We start from the raw sequence: 14,707 nt of genomic DNA on the forward strand, positions 1-14,707 counted from the left end.
TAAATGAATTTCAAGGATACATGTTTTAAAAACTTGTATTAATTCAAGGTTTGTTTCACTGTTCAGTTATCAATCTTCGCTTTGTTGTTGCTCTCAGCAGCAACTCGTTTATATTATCACGATGTCAGCTTTTTGTCAACAACTTTTTAATTATTTTTTCTTGACTTTCTTAGAAAATCAAGGGCTGATGCTCTCTCGAGTCAGCTTGTATATAGTATCAAGTGGATGGCTTTTTGTCAAGCACTTTTTACTAATTTCTTCAGCTGTTTTTGTAAGTTATTACTATCACTTTTTCAAGTGTTTCTCGCTCACGCGACAGCTTGTTTATAATAGCACCCAGCCCCTTATGTGTCAACAACTTTTTCGATATTTTTTTACTTTTTTCACAGAATGTTTTTCAGTGCATTTACAGCCTCATTTGTGGTTGCCCAACTAGTAGCAATTCGAATAACTGTATGGCTATCATCATACTTCTCCCAGAAGCCATAAGACACCTTTTCACCAAAGGATTTCAAGGCCTCATTCTCCATCACCACGAAGATCTGATTTGTAGGATTCTCCATGAAGAGGTGATATCCCTTAGCACGAAGATCCTCTCTTATTATAGAAGCCTGCTCAACAGCATGACGTCCCATCTCCATATATAGATCATCTGTAAACAACGCGCCGAACTGAACACCAAGGAGTCTGCCCTTTGCCAAAAGAGCACCGTGTTGTTTTATTTGTGTAATCATATGCTTAGGTGTATTTCCTTTTGTGAAAACAACCGCCTCTCCAAAGAGGGCACCAACCTTTGTTCCTCCTATATAAAATACATCTGCATAGGAAGCGATATCTGCCATTGTTAAATCATCCTGAGCCGCCAAGCCATAGGCAAGACGTGCTCCATCTATAAACAACGGAATATTATATTCCTTACATATAGAAGAAACAGCTTCAAGTTCACTACGAGAATATAGTGTTCCATACTCTGTTGGATAAGAGATATATACCATACCAGGATTAACCATATGCTCACAGCTGTCATCTGCGTAATGTGTCTCTAACATATCTTTTAGCTCAACGGGATCAATCTTACCCTCGTGAGCAGGTATAGTGATAACTTTGTGGCCGCTATACTCGATAGCACCTGCTTCATGACAGGCTACGTGACCAGTAGCTGCTGCAACAACGCCATCATAATTAGAAAGCATGGAATCAATTACCACCTGGTTAGTCTGTGTGCCTCCTACCAGAAAATAAATATCTGCACTTGGGCATTTAATATAATCACGAATCTTCTTCTTCGCCTCTTCGCAATATTTATCCTCACCATAACCTGGTGTTGAAACAAGATTCGATTCTATTAATGCTTCAAGAACTTTAGGGTGACAACCTTCTGCATAATCACATGAAAAATATAACATATCCTACCTCCTCTATAATCTCCAATTCTTACATTAACACTCCTATATAATCTTCGCTTAACTAGATGTATCGCTCAGAATATATAGAGATTGTTAATTAGAAGCTCAGTCTACATAATATCTTTTAAAAGAATATATACGTATATACGAAAAAAGGCAACCGCTTTCGCGATTGCCTTAACGCAGAGGGTGGGATTCGAACCCACGCGCCCTTGCGGACAAACGGTTTTCAAGACCGCCTCGTTATGACCACTTCGATACCTCTGCATCTGTATCTCTCGGACACGAATAGTATAATACCATCCGTCTACCCATATGTCAACAAAATATTTGAAGTTTTTTTATAAAATTTTGAATTCGGAATATTGCGACAATATCAGGTTTTTCCTAACTTTTATGGCATATATTTCAGAGCCTGAAAACCACTATATTTTACCCTGATTTTTAAGGATTGCTTCACCAAAAGCAATGTCCTCAGGAGTAGTTACTTTAATGTTCATATAAGAGCCTGGAATCATATGCACCTCATGATTAGTAGCGCGCTCCACAATCATAGCATCATCTGTAATAGATTTGTCAGCTGAAGCAATAACCTTATCGTAGGCTTCACGGATAAGATTGTATTCGAAACACTGAGGAGTCTGAACAATCCAGACGTTATTTCTATCCGGGGTATCAAGAACCTTTCTATGATCATCTGTAAGCTTGACTGTATCCTTTGTAGGCATGCCAACAACACATGACTCATAAAGCATAACTGCCGACATACATCTATGAATAACATCTATAGAAACAAAAGCTCTGGCACAGTCATGAATAAGTACATAGCCATCATTTATAGCCTGTAGACCTGCATAAACGGAGTTGTAGCGCTCTTCACCACCTTCTACAATGGCAACGCACTTTGTAATACCGTATCTCTCAACAATTTCCCTACGGCATTTTTCTACATCACCAGGAGCTACTACAAGAACAATCTGAGTAACCTTACTTTCCTGGAATGTACGTAAGCAATGTACCATAAGAGGTACATCACCCATCTTCATATATTGCTTTGGTATTTCCTGTTCCATTCGCTTGCCTGAGCCAGCGGCAAGAACTATTGCTGTGAATTTATTCATTATCTTTCACCTAACTTCAAATTTGGTATAGCATTAAGATCCCAGCCATCACGACGGCCTGCAAGATACTCGTAGTATGCTGCTGCACCAATCATAGCTGCGTTATCTGTACAAAGAATTGGGGATGGGTGATAGAATTCTACACCCTTCTCCTTACACATTTTTTCCATAGCTGCACGAAGAGTCTGGTTGGATGCAACACCTCCGGCTATTGCAAATTTGTCCATGCCAAATTCATCGATAGCAAGGGCTGCATGCTCACATAATGTGTCAATTACCGTCTGCTGGAAGGACGCAGCTACATCAGCCTCGTTTATAGTCTCGCCCTTCATCTGAGCACCGTTAATATAATTTAATACCTGAGATTTTAAACCACTGAAGGAGAAATCATATACTCCATCAGACACCTTAGGTCTAGTAAACTGAATAGCAAAAGGATCTCCCTCGTGGGCTGCCTTCTCAATCTTTGGTCCACCTGGGTAACCTAAGCCGATGGCACGGGCAACCTTATCAAAGGCTTCGCCTGCTGCATCATCTCTGGTGCGACCAAGAATTTCGTATTTACCATAATCTGCCACACGAACAAGATGTGTGTGACCACCTGAAACAACCAAGCAAAGGAATGGTGGCTTCAATTCTTTATTCTCGATGTAATTAGCGCTGATGTGGCCTTCGATGTGATGAACACCAATAAGAGGGAGCTGCTCCGCAAATGCGATAGCCTTTGCTTCAGCAACACCTACAAGAAGGGCGCCAACTAGCCCCGGACCATATGTAACCGCAATGGCGTCCATATCCTCCAGTCCCATGTCAGCCTCCTCAAGAGCCTGCTCTATAACCTGATTTATACGTTCTATATGTTTACGGGATGCAATCTCTGGAACAACACCGCCGTATAGTGTATGAAGTGGTATCTGTGTGGATATCACATTACTTCTAACATCTCTTCCGTTGATAACTACTGCTGCTGCAGTTTCATCGCAGGAGCTTTCAATTGCTAATATTTTAATTTCTTTAGTATCCATTTACTTTATCCTCTGAAGACAGCCTCCATGTAAGGATTTTCCAGTTACCGTTTTTGTCCTTCCTCAGACAAAAGTCCTCGTAGGTTCGATCGTAAGTGCTTCCCTCTCTCATAAAATAGTAGGTAGAAACAAAAGCGCACTCATATCCATTAACGGTTTTGTATTGAACTTCTTTAGAATCGCTGACCGTTGCAGACACAATAGTCCGCTTACGATTCTTGTAATCCTGTATTTCCAGATTCAGAGAAGCTATATATGTATCTCTAGGATTATATTTCAATAGCTCATCATCCATAAGGGCTCTGGCCTGGTCTGCCATTTTTTCTAATTGAGCCTGATCATAATCCTCTGCATAGTAGGCTGAAATAATTCGATTGTACCATTTTACTACTGCTCTAGGTGTGGCAGGATAATCATTCTTAAAATTCTTCGAAATGATAGTCTGCACTTCGGATAACTCTACATTTTCATCTGCTTTAGCCGTGGCATTACGGCGTGATAAGTAGGTATAGTAGCCCACAATTAGGCATGCCATACAGATAACCGCTATTCCTATTCGCAGTACCTTTTTCATATTACTCCTCCGCAAAATCCAATTCTAAGAACTTGCCATCTTCCCCGAGCTTAGCCTGTGGAAAAATATCACAGACAGCTTTCATATATCTTTTATGACCTGTCATGGATGGTGAGAAATGTGTAAGCCAAAGTTCGTTTACATTTGCATCCTTGGCAACCTGAGCCGCCTCATAGAAGGTCATATGCTTATTCTGTTTTGCTTTTGCTAATTTATCCTCCTCTGCATACATGCCCTCGCAGATAAGAAGATCAGCGTCCTTTGCCGCCTCCACAAGAGATTTGGTAGGACGGGTATCTGTACAATAGGTAACTTTTATACCCTTGCGGGCATCTCCCATTACCATTTCAGGAGTGAAAGTCTTTCCTTCGTGCTCCACTGTCTTGCCCTTTTGAAGTGGATTCCAAAGTGTAACAGGAAGTCCAAGAGATTTGGCTGCTTCTACATCAAATCGACCCTTTCTTGGAATATCTATCGTATATCCGTAGCAGAGAACATTATGGTTAACTCTGAATGCATGGATATGGTAGCCTAATAATTCGAAGCATTCATCTGCTTCTGTAATCTCGTGAAACTTAATCTCAAAGGGAAGCTCTGGAGCAATTACCCTGAGAGAATTAACCACCTTTTCAAGTCCCTTTGGGCCAACGATGGTAATTGGTTCTACTCTGTCTGAGTTGCCCATGGAAAGAAGCAATCCTGGCAGGCCGCTGATGTGATCAGCATGGTAATGTGTAATACATATAATTGAGATTGGGTTTGGAGAGAAGCCTGCTTCCCTTAGAGCAACCTGTGTGCCCTCTCCACAATCCACTAACAAGCCCTCTCCATTAAATCTAAATAAACATGAAGTGAGCCATCTATTAGGCAGCGGCATCATGCCTGCTGTGCCTAGTAAACAAACGTCTAACATTAAATAGTCCTTTCAAATTTCATGCAAATGGCATCTTCCACTGGATTGGAGTAGAAATACTTACGTACGCCAATTTCTTCGAAACCGAAGCTTTCATATAAGCGACGGGCTGGAGCGTTGCTGACACGAACCTCTAAGAAGATAGTGTCAACGCCACGTGCTTCAAGTTCCTCTATTGATTTGGCAAGAAGCTGACGGCCTAATCCCTGACCTCGATATTTTTCATCTACGACAATATCTGGAAGCTCTGACTCTGGCGGTGTGAGATAGTAAACGCTGAAGGCTGCTATCTGCCCATCATCTTCTGCCACCATTATAAAGGAGTGGTCTGAAGCAACCGCTTCTTCATAAGACTTCAAGGACCATGGACAGCTCATGGCTGCGTTTTCGATTTCTACTATCGATGGAAGGTCCTTTTCATTTGCAAATCTGTATGTAAAAGCCATTAAGCTTTTCCTTCCTTTTCCATACGCTCTCTTTCAGCCTGAGACAAACGAAGGTATTCTGGTCTGTGATCTGCTGCAATCTCACAATCTCCATTTGCATAGTAGATTGAACCGAGGCATGCCACTGCTGAAGCATGCTGACGATTGAGATGAGCTGGAGCGAATCTATATGGAACCTTAATAATTTCTTCAATCTTTTCTTTGAATACTGGAACTCCATCTCCAAGGAATGTGACTGGCTGACCAGCTTCATTTATCTTTTCTGCTATTTCAGCAAAATCAACTGCGCACTGAGCGTGTACTACTGTGAATTCACCGGACTGTTCGAACTTATAGAGGCCAGTGTATACCTGCCCACGTCTTGCATCTAAGATTGGGCAAATAATCCCATCATTTCCCCACATGTTATAAGCAAGGGCGTCTACTGTTGGCACTGACACAATTGGACAGCCAAGAGATAAACCCAATCCCTTTGCTGTGGCAGAAGCAATTCTAAGTCCTGTGAAAGAACCTGGACCCGCTGAAACTGCAATGGCATCTACTGAATTAAGATCCAGCTCTACCATCTTTTTGAGCTCATCAAGCATTGGAAGCAAGGTCTGTGAATGAGTCTTCTTGTAACCTGTGGTGTACTCGCCAATTAAATTATCATCTTCTACGATGGCAACTGAGGCAACCAGTCCTGAGCCATCTATTCCTAAAATCTTCATATTCTATATCTGTTCTACCGTAATTTTGCGATAGTCAAATCCCTTTTCTAAATCTTTTTCAATTGTAATCTGAGTGTAATGTTCTGGAAGAATATCTTCGATGAGGTTTGCCCACTCGATAAGTGAGACTCCATCGCCGTAAACATAATCCTCGTAACCAATCTCATCCATCTCTTCTACATCGCCTATACGATATACGTCGAAGTGATAGAAAGGCAATCTGCCTGTGTCATATACCTGCACAATAGTGAAGGTCGGACTGCAGATAGCTTCATCAATGTGAAGACCTGTGGCAAAGCCCTGAGTGAACACTGTCTTGCCAACACCCAAATCTCCAATAAGTGTAAATACCTGCCCTGGTGTAGCTGCTTCGCCAAGCTTTCTGCCAAGGGCATCTGTTTCTTCTGGTGAATTAGTTTCAAATATTTCTATCATTTTATTTGTATTTTGTAATCCTCTACGTGATTTTTAATATATTCAACAGCTGGCTCATACGCATCTCCAATATCCTCTTTAGGAATGATGTAAGCATTAACCCTGTTGCTGTAGATAAGAAGATATTTCTTCCAAGTAGCTACTTTGAACACATACTCCCATGGAAGCTCTGCTGGCTCCTCTGATGCTGGGGATGTGACAACAATGCCTGTATCCTTGAGCTGATATCTGATTGGGTGCTTGAACACCTCCTGCTGCATCTGAAGCTTGGCTCTTGTCTTCAAGGTGAAGGGCATATAAAAAATTATAATAGCCGCAAACAACACATAGGACATTCGCCAAAACACTGGTAGTGTATCAAATTTCAGCATTAATACAAGTAGTAAAAGTATTCCAAGTGCAAGGGACATAATACGCTGCCCCAAGGCGTGGTGCCAATTGAATTTGAATAAATCTTCTTCTTTAATTTGGGTTTCAAAGCTAATGTTATCCATAATGCACGTATTCTCCCTATTTTTCTATTAGTTTATCATATATTTGTGCATAAAAAAAGACGAGCCGAAACCCCTAACGACTCGTCAAAACCTTATCTCCTAAAAAGCAAACTCACTGTTACTTTTCTCGACTAAAGAAAGTATAGAATTACTAGTAATTAATGTCAACAGTTTGCCTCTTGGAGAGTATTATTTTGTAAAATTATGACAATTTCTGCCATCAATATCTGTGTATGATTACAACACTTAAACCTTTAAGCTTTCTTAGCCTTATTGAGCTTCATTGTGAGAGCGATTCTGCCCTTTTTCTCATCAACAGATAAAACCTCTACATCAACGATATCTCCGACTGAAACTACCTCAAGCGGATGCTTAATATAACGGTCTGTCATCTGAGAAATATGAACTAATCCATCCTGATGAACACCGATATCGATGAAGGCACCAAAATCGATTACATTACGAACAGTACCCTTAAGTTGCATGCCTGGTTTAAGATCTTTCATCTCAAGAACATCGCTCTTAAGGATAGGCTTTGGCATATCCTCACGAGGATCACGACCTGGCTTTTCAAGCTCTTTAACGATATCCTCCAAAGTCATCTCACCAACGCCAAGTTCTGTGGATAAAGCCTTAATATTAGAAATACTCTTGTGGATATCCTTAAGTGTTCCTGCTGCAATATCCTTTGTGTCGAAGCCAAGCTTCTCAAGAAGAGCCTTGGCTGCATCATAACTTTCTGGATGAACAGCTGTGGCATCAAGTGGATTCTTACCACCTGTGATACGCATGAAACCTGCGCACTGCTCAAATGCTTTTGGTCCAAGCTTTGGAACCTTCTTAAGCTCTGCACGTGAATTAAAACGACCATTTGTCTCACGATATTCAACAATGTTCTTTGCAAGAGTTTTGTTGATACCAGATACATACTCTAAAAGTGAAGCAGAGGCTGTATTAAGATCTACACCAACAGCGTTAACACAAGTCTCTACAACACCTGCAAGTGTCTCGTCAAGCTTCTTCTGATTCATGTCATGCTGATACTGGCCAACACCTACTGATTTTGGATCAATCTTTACAAGCTCAGCAAGTGGATCTTGGAGACGACGCGCCATAGATGTTGCACTACGCTGTCCTACATCGAAGTTTGGGAACTCCTCTGTGGCAAGCTTGCTGGCAGAATAAACAGAAGCACCTGCCTCATTAACGATAATGTACTCAACCTTCTCTGGAATCTCTTTAAGCATATCTACGATAATCTGCTCAGACTCACGGCTAGCAGTACCATTTCCAAGAGAGATAAGGGAAACGTTGTATTTCTTAATAAGGCCTTTGATAACCTTCTTTGTCTCCTCTACTTTGTTCTGAGGTGCAGTTGGATAAACAACAGTAGTATCGAGAACCTTTCCTGTTGCATCAACTACTGCAATCTTACAACCTGTTCTAAAAGCTGGGTCCCAACCCAGAACATTGCGACCAGCAATTGGAGGCTGCATGAGAAGCTGTGTAAGGTTCTTGCCAAATACCTTAATAGCTCCGTCTTCTGCCATCTCTGTAAGATTGTTTCTGATTTCATTTTCAATGGAAGGTGCAATTAGTCTTGTGTATGCATCCTCGATTGTATCGATGAGCGCCTGATTCGTATTTACGTTATCACGGCTGATAATTTTCTTCTGAAGGTAATTAAGAATATCCTCTACAGGAGATTCAATGCTAACCTTAAGAATCTTCTCTTTTTCACCACGATTGAGAGCAAGAATTCTATGACCTGGAAGCTTTGCGATAGCTTCATCATAATCATAGTAATTCTCATAAACAGATTCTGCTTCGGCATCCTTTGCCTTAGAAACGATACGACCATTCTTGAAAGTCTTTTCACGAATCCAGGTACGATAATCCGCATCATCAGAAATGCTTTCAGCGATTATATCGCAAGCTCCTGCGATAGCTTCCTCTGGTGTGTTTACTTCCTTCTCTGGATTGATGAACGCCTTTGCCTCGTCTGCAAGGGACTTATCTGTCATCTGAAGAATGATGATGTTTGCAAGTGGCTCCAAGCCCTTTTCCTTAGCGATAGTTGCACGAGTGCGGCGCTTTGGACGGTAAGGACGATATAAGTCATCTACAGCTACCTGTGTCTCTGCTTCAAGAATAGCTTTCTTAAGCTCCTCTGTAAGAAGTCCCTGCTCTTCGATAGAAGCAAGGCAAGTAGCTTTTTTATCTTCGAGGTTTCTTAAATATGTGAGGCGCTCTGCAAGTGCACGAAGCTGCTCATCATTAAGACCACCTGTAACTTCCTTTCTGTATCGTGAGATAAATGGAACAGTGTTGCCTTCATCTAATAATTTTATAGCAGCTTCAACCTGCTGTGGACGAACTTGAAGTTCAGTTGCTATCTTTTTAGTAATATCCATGATGTACTCCTATTTAAATATTTTTTTCACACGTGAAGAAAGATTACGTACGAGAATAGACGCTGACCAGGTGATGAAAATGCACGCTAAGAGCAACGCGAAAATTTCTCGATGGTTATATGCTTCTACTGATAAGTGTGAATAGAATAAAATCATTATTCTATGATGTAATAAAATTACATACCAGCTGATGCCGGAGATGTAAGTTATTATCGTATATACGGATTTTTCTGATGAGATTTCCACATCACGAAGTGCAACCAGCATAGTCATGCTTATTGCAAAGTAAATAAGTTCATTCTGCTCCTGTGTAAGCTTCATCCATTCGAAGGATGGAACGAAACCTATAAGGCAGAAGTAAATAAAGATAAGTGCCGATAAAATCGCACAAACTATTCTAAGCTTTGAATTAATCTTCTCGTCTCCAAGCTGTACCTGAAGAAGCATTCCAAGATAGAAATACACGATGATAAAAAGTGGATTCATCAACTGCGTAAATGGGAATGGATTGTAGATTAAAAGAGCAATTACATACCATACAAGCAATACTCCCAGTGTGATGAATTTGAATTTATTAAGTAGCTTGGCAAGAAGAGGGAATAGTGCATAGCAAACTACTATACATGACATAAACCACTCACCAATAAGGTAGAAGTCTGCCTTTATAAGCTGAGCCACTCCGTCTACACCAAGGATGGTAAATATAAATCTGCTGATTGGAAGATCGTGACCTACCACCTGATTATCCACCAAAAAGCAAACCACAAACATTATTGTGTAAGCTACATAAAATGGAATAAACAATCCCTTGAATCTTCTTAAATAATATTTCCCAAGTGGCAGCTCATCCTCATGATTATACATAAGGGCATAGCCTGAAATTACAAATAGGAAAAGGCTGGCTGGACGAGCCAAAATATTAAAGAAATAGTTATAGCCGTACATGGCACCATCTGTGCCCTGGGCTGTAACAATATACTCCACAAAGAAGTGGTAAAAGAATATAAAAATGACGCCGATATCGCGGAGGATATCAAGGCCTATGATTCGTTTTTTCATGTATACTCTCCTAGTTTTATTTTCTAGTTAAGTATATAAAAAAACAGCCGGCACCACAAGGTGCCAGCTGCTTCCTTTTATAATGTCTCTACATTTCTTGTTGCTACAACGTCTACGCCGGTTCCGCAAACATCCTTAACAACTACATCTCCGATATGTACTGGAGCTTTCATGACTGCTGCATCAATCTCCTTCATAACATCAGCGATTTTGTCCTTTGGAATGTTGGACTTTGTCTTAACTGAAACACGTGGCTTGTCGCCGCCTAAAATAACAGCTGTAGATGTAACTGTTCTCTCAGGATGTGTTACTTCGTTTTTAGCGTAATTCTCGCCGATTTTGCAAGTGTTACCTGTTACAGATAAAACCTCGCCATTTTCTAATTCTACTGTAATCTGGCAACCCATTGGGCAGCCGATACAAGTTAATTCTCTTTTTTCCATAATCTATCTGCCGCCTCCTTTTACTCTGCTTCAATCTTAACTGTGATTTTCTTTAATCCTGGCTTCTCAGCAAGCTTGTCCTTGAGAAGGATAACCTGTTCCATCTCGCCTGGTGCCATGATACGTTTCTTGTTGTGCATTACTCTCTCATCATCGAAGTAAACACTTACATATGAATCCTTGTAAACAGCACCAACACGGAAACGAACTGTGAGCTTGTCATCCATTCTGTCTACGTTAATTGTAGATGGAACTGTGTAACGAGCGCCTTCTGTTGCAACGATTTCGATATCAGCTGCACCATCAGTAAGCTCTCCCTTAACAAACTTGGCTGCGTTCTGGCCGGCTCTGTCTGCTTCCTCAGAAACGTAGTCAACAAGATCGTGTACATGAAGAACGTTACCACAAGCAAATACGCCAGGGATATTTGTCTCAAGAGACTCATTTACAACTGGGCCACTTGTGATTGGGCTCATCTCAACACCTGCTGTTCTTGAAAGCTCATTCTCTGGAATAAGGCCGCAAGAAAGAAGAAGGGTATCGCAAGTGTATCTTTCCTCTGTGCCAGGGATTGGCTTGCCCTTGTTATCAACTGCTGCAATTGTGACAGCTGTAAGGTGCTCCTTGCCCTCGATATCAACAACAGTGTGTGATAACTTAAGTGGAATACCAAAGTCATCAAGACACTGAACAATATTTCTCTTTAATCCGCCTGAGTATGGCATAAGCTCTGCTACAACCTTAACCTTAGCACCTTCAAGTGTCATACGACGTGCCATGATAAGTCCGATATCACCAGAACCGAGGATAACTACCTCTCGGCCTGGCATGTAGCCTTCGATATTTACAAGACGCTGAGCTGTACCTGCTGAGAAAATACCAGCTGGTCTATAGCCAGGAATGTTTAAAGCTCCTCTTGGACGCTCGCGGCATCCCATTGCAAGGATAACTGCGCCAGCCTTAATCTGGTACATACCATCCTCACGGCTCATAGCTGTAACAACTCTGTCGCCTGAAATATCCATTACCATTGTGTTGAGCTTGTATTCAATCTTAGCATCGAGAACCTTCTCGATGAAACGATAAGCATACTCTGGACCTGTAAGCTCCTCTTTAAAGGTGTGGAGACCGAAACCGTTGTGGATACACTGATTAAGGATACCACCAAGTTCTTTATCTCTCTCTAAAATAAGAATTTTATCTACACCAGCGTTTCTTGCTGCAACTGCAGCTGCAAGACCTGCTGGGCCACCGCCAACAATAACAATATCATAGTTCAACATTACTGCTCGCCTCCCTTCTGATTTTTGGTGCGCTCAATTACGATATTTGAACGTCCACCGCTCTTTGTGATTTCTTCATACTTAAGGCCGAGCTCTCTGTGAAGAATTTCCATTGTCTTTGGAGAACAGAAACCTGCCTGACATCTTCCCATTCCAGCACGTGTTCTTCTCTTAACTCCATCAAGAGAACGAGCACCAAGTGGTCTATGGATTGCATCAAGAATTTCTCCCTCTGAAATAGATTCGCAGCGGCAAATGATGTTACCATATGCTGGATTTTTCTTGATTAACTCATTTCTTTCTTCAACTGAAAGGTCTGCTGGGTTCATAACATCCTTACGTGTGCTAATCCAGTTAGCCTTTGGCTTGAGAGCCATCATATCTCTCAACATATTTCCTACCATCTCACCGATAGCTGGGCTTGATGTAAGACCTGGTGATTCTATAGCTGCACAGTCAATAAAGTGCTTAGCACCCTTAACCTCGCCAATGATAAACTCGTGACGAGCTTCGTGTGCACGAAGGCCTGCGAAGGATGTAATAACCTTTCTCATTGGAAGATTCTTTACGTGATCGTTTGCCTTTGCAATCAAATCGTTAATTCCATCTGCTGTGGTGTTGGTGCCTTCCTTATCCTCAATATCAATAGCTGTAGGACCAACGATAAGGTTGCCGTGAACTGTTGGAGAAACAAGAACACCTTTACCAAGATTTGTTGGCTGAGGGAAAATTGTGTGGCTAACATGTCCACCAACCTCTTTATCAAGGAGGCAATAATCACCTCGACGTGGGATGATTTCGATTTTGTCATCATCCTGAGATACCATATTGTGGATAACACCTGAGTAAACACCTGCAGCATTTACTACATATTTAGAAACATACTCACCATTGTTGGTGCGAATGTGCCATAATCCGTCTTCACCAGCTGTAATAGCTTCTACCTTTGTATTAAATCTAAAATCTACTCCGTTTACATTTGCGTTTTCTGCCATTGCAATGCAAAGCTTGAATGGGCAGATAATTCCGCCAGTTGGTGCATATAAAGCACCCTCAACATTATCTGAAAGGTTTGGCTCCATCTCGAGAGCCTCTTCGCGTGTAAGAATCTTTAATCCCTTTACGCCATTTTTAACACCTCTGTCATAGAGGTCCTGAAGTCCTGGAAGTGCTTCCTTGTGGATACAAACAACCATAGAACCATTTCTTTTGAACGGAATGTCCAAATCACGGCAAAGGTCGTCCATCATCTCATTTCCACGAACATTTAATTTAGCCATTAATGAACCGGCTGCAGCATCAAAACCTGCGTGAACAATTGCAGAATTTGCTTTTGATGTACCCTCACATACATCCTCACACTTTTCAAGAACACAGACGTTAGCTTCGAAACGTGAGAGTTCCCTTGCAATTGCGCTTCCTGAAACGCCTGCGCCTATGATTATGACATCATACAACATATTTTTTCTCCTTCTCAATAAAACTTATACAAAAAGGCGAGGGAAATAAACTACGTCCCCCGTAGTCTCATTATTCTCTCGCCTCATTAATACACTATTAAATTCTAATTAATATTTTAGCCAAACATCTGAGCAGCTGCAAGTGCATTGTAAAGAACTGATGCAACAATACCACCACAGATAGGTGCTACTGCTGGGATCCATCCATAGCTCCAGTTACCATCCTTCTTACCAAAGTTTGGTGCAAGGCAAAGGTAAGCAATACGAGGAGCTGTATCTCTTGCTGCGTTCATAGCGTATCCTGTAAGACCACCAAATGAAGCACCGCAAGCAACGATTACGCCATAAACAAGTACCCAAACTGTTCTGTCTGAGCCAGCTGGAATAAGTGCAAGTGTGAATACGAGCACGAATGTAGCTACGAACTCAGAAGCAAAGTTGAGAACCTGATTTGGAATAGAAGGTGCTGTACAGAAGCATCCACGTACTACTGCGTCATCAGCTGTTTCCTTAATGTGATCTCCATAAAGGAAGATAAGGATTGCTGCGCCTACGAAACCGCCAAGCATCTGTGCAACAATCTGTCCAGGTACTGTGCTCCAGTCACCTGTTCTGATAGCAAGACCGATTGTAACAGCAGGGTTGAACGCTGAAGGGCATCCTGTGAAGTTGCTCATTGCAAATGCAGGAACCATAACTGCCATTCCCCAACCGATGAGGATATGAACAGCTCCGCCGCCCTTGAAACCTGACTTGTTCAATGAAACGTTACAGCAAACACCATCTCCGAGTAATACAAGTAAAATAGTACCTATAAACTCGCCTACATAAACTGACATAAAAATTTCCCCCTTACTTAAAATATAATATTTATAAGCACCCAATAAATATAACATGCTCCCGCAGGCCACCTTCCATACTCGG

General features: G+C 41.5%; 15 protein-coding genes and 1 tRNA gene. All 16 read right to left on the reverse strand.

Annotated features, from left to right (window positions below; genetic code table 11):
- Positions 1-383: 383 nt before the first annotated feature.
- Complete coding sequence (locus BMZ41_RS11025; RefSeq protein WP_090529648.1) at positions 384-1,406, reverse strand: threonine aldolase family protein; 1,023 nt, start codon at positions 1,404-1,406, stop codon at positions 384-386.
- A gap of 181 nt (positions 1,407-1,587) precedes the next feature.
- Positions 1,588-1,673: transfer RNA gene (locus BMZ41_RS11030), tRNA-Ser, on the reverse strand.
- Between the two features lie 158 nt (positions 1,674-1,831).
- Positions 1,832-2,527 carry a 2-C-methyl-D-erythritol 4-phosphate cytidylyltransferase gene (gene ispD / locus BMZ41_RS11035; RefSeq protein WP_090529651.1) on the reverse strand — a complete coding sequence of 232 codons (696 nt, stop codon included), beginning with the start codon at positions 2,525-2,527 and terminating at the stop codon, positions 1,832-1,834.
- On the reverse strand, positions 2,527-3,552 hold the full coding sequence (gene tsaD, locus BMZ41_RS11040; protein WP_090169316.1) for a tRNA (adenosine(37)-N6)-threonylcarbamoyltransferase complex transferase subunit TsaD: 1,026 nt from the start codon (positions 3,550-3,552) through the stop codon (positions 2,527-2,529). Before tsaD ends, ispD begins: the two co-directional genes overlap by 1 nt.
- Positions 3,542-4,126, reverse strand: coding sequence for a DUF6715 family protein (locus tag BMZ41_RS11045; RefSeq protein ID WP_090529654.1), 585 nt, complete (start codon positions 4,124-4,126; stop codon positions 3,542-3,544). Before BMZ41_RS11045 ends, tsaD begins: the two co-directional genes overlap by 11 nt.
- A gap of 1 nt (position 4,127) precedes the next feature.
- Entirely contained in the window at positions 4,128-5,039 is a 912-nt protein-coding gene (locus tag BMZ41_RS11050) for a ribonuclease Z (RefSeq protein WP_090529657.1), read from the reverse strand.
- Positions 5,039-5,485 (reverse strand): ribosomal protein S18-alanine N-acetyltransferase, encoded by a 447-nt coding sequence (rimI, locus tag BMZ41_RS11055; protein ID WP_090529659.1) that lies wholly within the window; start codon positions 5,483-5,485, stop codon positions 5,039-5,041. The genes BMZ41_RS11050 and rimI overlap by 1 nt, the downstream gene beginning before the upstream one ends.
- A complete protein-coding gene (tsaB, locus tag BMZ41_RS11060) occupies positions 5,485-6,195 on the reverse strand; it encodes a tRNA (adenosine(37)-N6)-threonylcarbamoyltransferase complex dimerization subunit type 1 TsaB (protein WP_090529662.1) in 711 nt (236 codons plus the stop codon). The genes rimI and tsaB overlap by 1 nt, the downstream gene beginning before the upstream one ends.
- Positions 6,196-6,198: 3 nt before the next feature.
- Positions 6,199-6,630 (reverse strand): tRNA (adenosine(37)-N6)-threonylcarbamoyltransferase complex ATPase subunit type 1 TsaE, encoded by a 432-nt coding sequence (tsaE, locus tag BMZ41_RS11065; RefSeq protein ID WP_090169306.1) that lies wholly within the window; start codon positions 6,628-6,630, stop codon positions 6,199-6,201.
- Positions 6,627-7,124, reverse strand: a complete 498-nt coding sequence (locus BMZ41_RS11070) for a YcxB family protein (protein ID WP_090169304.1) — start codon at positions 7,122-7,124, stop codon at positions 6,627-6,629. Before BMZ41_RS11070 ends, tsaE begins: the two co-directional genes overlap by 4 nt.
- A gap of 254 nt (positions 7,125-7,378) precedes the next feature.
- Complete coding sequence (locus BMZ41_RS11075; RefSeq protein WP_090529665.1) at positions 7,379-9,538, reverse strand: Tex family protein; 2,160 nt, start codon at positions 9,536-9,538, stop codon at positions 7,379-7,381.
- Between the two features lie 9 nt (positions 9,539-9,547).
- On the reverse strand, positions 9,548-10,597 hold the full coding sequence (locus BMZ41_RS11080) for an acyltransferase family protein (RefSeq protein ID WP_090529668.1): 1,050 nt from the start codon (positions 10,595-10,597) through the stop codon (positions 9,548-9,550).
- Between the two features lie 77 nt (positions 10,598-10,674).
- Positions 10,675-11,040, reverse strand: a complete 366-nt coding sequence (locus tag BMZ41_RS11085; RefSeq protein ID WP_090169298.1) for a DUF1667 domain-containing protein — start codon at positions 11,038-11,040, stop codon at positions 10,675-10,677.
- A 20-nt stretch (positions 11,041-11,060) separates the two neighbouring features.
- Positions 11,061-12,323: an NAD(P)/FAD-dependent oxidoreductase gene (locus BMZ41_RS11090; protein ID WP_090529670.1), complete on the reverse strand. Its 1,263-nt coding sequence runs from the start codon at positions 12,321-12,323 to the stop codon at positions 11,061-11,063.
- Complete coding sequence (locus BMZ41_RS11095) at positions 12,323-13,780, reverse strand: NAD(P)/FAD-dependent oxidoreductase (RefSeq protein ID WP_090529780.1); 1,458 nt, start codon at positions 13,778-13,780, stop codon at positions 12,323-12,325. Before BMZ41_RS11095 ends, BMZ41_RS11090 begins: the two co-directional genes overlap by 1 nt.
- Before the next feature lie 119 nt (positions 13,781-13,899).
- Positions 13,900-14,622, reverse strand: coding sequence for an MIP/aquaporin family protein (locus BMZ41_RS11100; RefSeq protein WP_090169297.1), 723 nt, complete (start codon positions 14,620-14,622; stop codon positions 13,900-13,902).
- Between the last annotated feature and the right edge of the window lie 85 nt (positions 14,623-14,707).

The organism is Pseudobutyrivibrio sp. UC1225, from assembly GCF_900115215.1.
In the GTDB taxonomy this organism is placed as follows: Bacteria; Bacillota; Clostridia; order Lachnospirales; family Lachnospiraceae; genus Pseudobutyrivibrio.

Bases quoted from the DNA above. Each gene is read 5' to 3' on its own strand.
- tsaB (WP_090529662.1), bottom strand. From the start codon at position 6,195: ATGAAGATTTTAGGAATAGATGGCTCAGGACTGGTTGCCTCAGTTGCC.
- BMZ41_RS11045 (WP_090529654.1), bottom strand. From the start codon at position 4,126: ATGAAAAAGGTACTGCGAATAGGAATAGCGGTTATCTGTATGGCATGC.
- BMZ41_RS11070 (WP_090169304.1), bottom strand. From the start codon at position 7,124: ATGGATAACATTAGCTTTGAAACCCAAATTAAAGAAGAAGATTTATTC.
- BMZ41_RS11025 (WP_090529648.1), bottom strand. From the start codon at position 1,406: ATGTTATATTTTTCATGTGATTATGCAGAAGGTTGTCACCCTAAAGTT.
- tsaD (WP_090169316.1), bottom strand. From the start codon at position 3,552: ATGGATACTAAAGAAATTAAAATATTAGCAATTGAAAGCTCCTGCGAT.
- BMZ41_RS11075 (WP_090529665.1), bottom strand. From the start codon at position 9,538: ATGGATATTACTAAAAAGATAGCAACTGAACTTCAAGTTCGTCCACAG.
- tsaE (WP_090169306.1), bottom strand. From the start codon at position 6,630: ATGATAGAAATATTTGAAACTAATTCACCAGAAGAAACAGATGCCCTT.
- BMZ41_RS11050 (WP_090529657.1), bottom strand. From the start codon at position 5,039: ATGTTAGACGTTTGTTTACTAGGCACAGCAGGCATGATGCCGCTGCCT.
- ispD (WP_090529651.1), bottom strand. From the start codon at position 2,527: ATGAATAAATTCACAGCAATAGTTCTTGCCGCTGGCTCAGGCAAGCGA.
- BMZ41_RS11080 (WP_090529668.1), bottom strand. From the start codon at position 10,597: ATGAAAAAACGAATCATAGGCCTTGATATCCTCCGCGATATCGGCGTC.
- rimI (WP_090529659.1), bottom strand. From the start codon at position 5,485: ATGGCTTTTACATACAGATTTGCAAATGAAAAGGACCTTCCATCGATA.
- BMZ41_RS11085 (WP_090169298.1), bottom strand. From the start codon at position 11,040: ATGGAAAAAAGAGAATTAACTTGTATCGGCTGCCCAATGGGTTGCCAG.
- BMZ41_RS11100 (WP_090169297.1), bottom strand. From the start codon at position 14,622: ATGTCAGTTTATGTAGGCGAGTTTATAGGTACTATTTTACTTGTATTA.
- BMZ41_RS11090 (WP_090529670.1), bottom strand. From the start codon at position 12,323: ATGTTGAACTATGATATTGTTATTGTTGGCGGTGGCCCAGCAGGTCTT.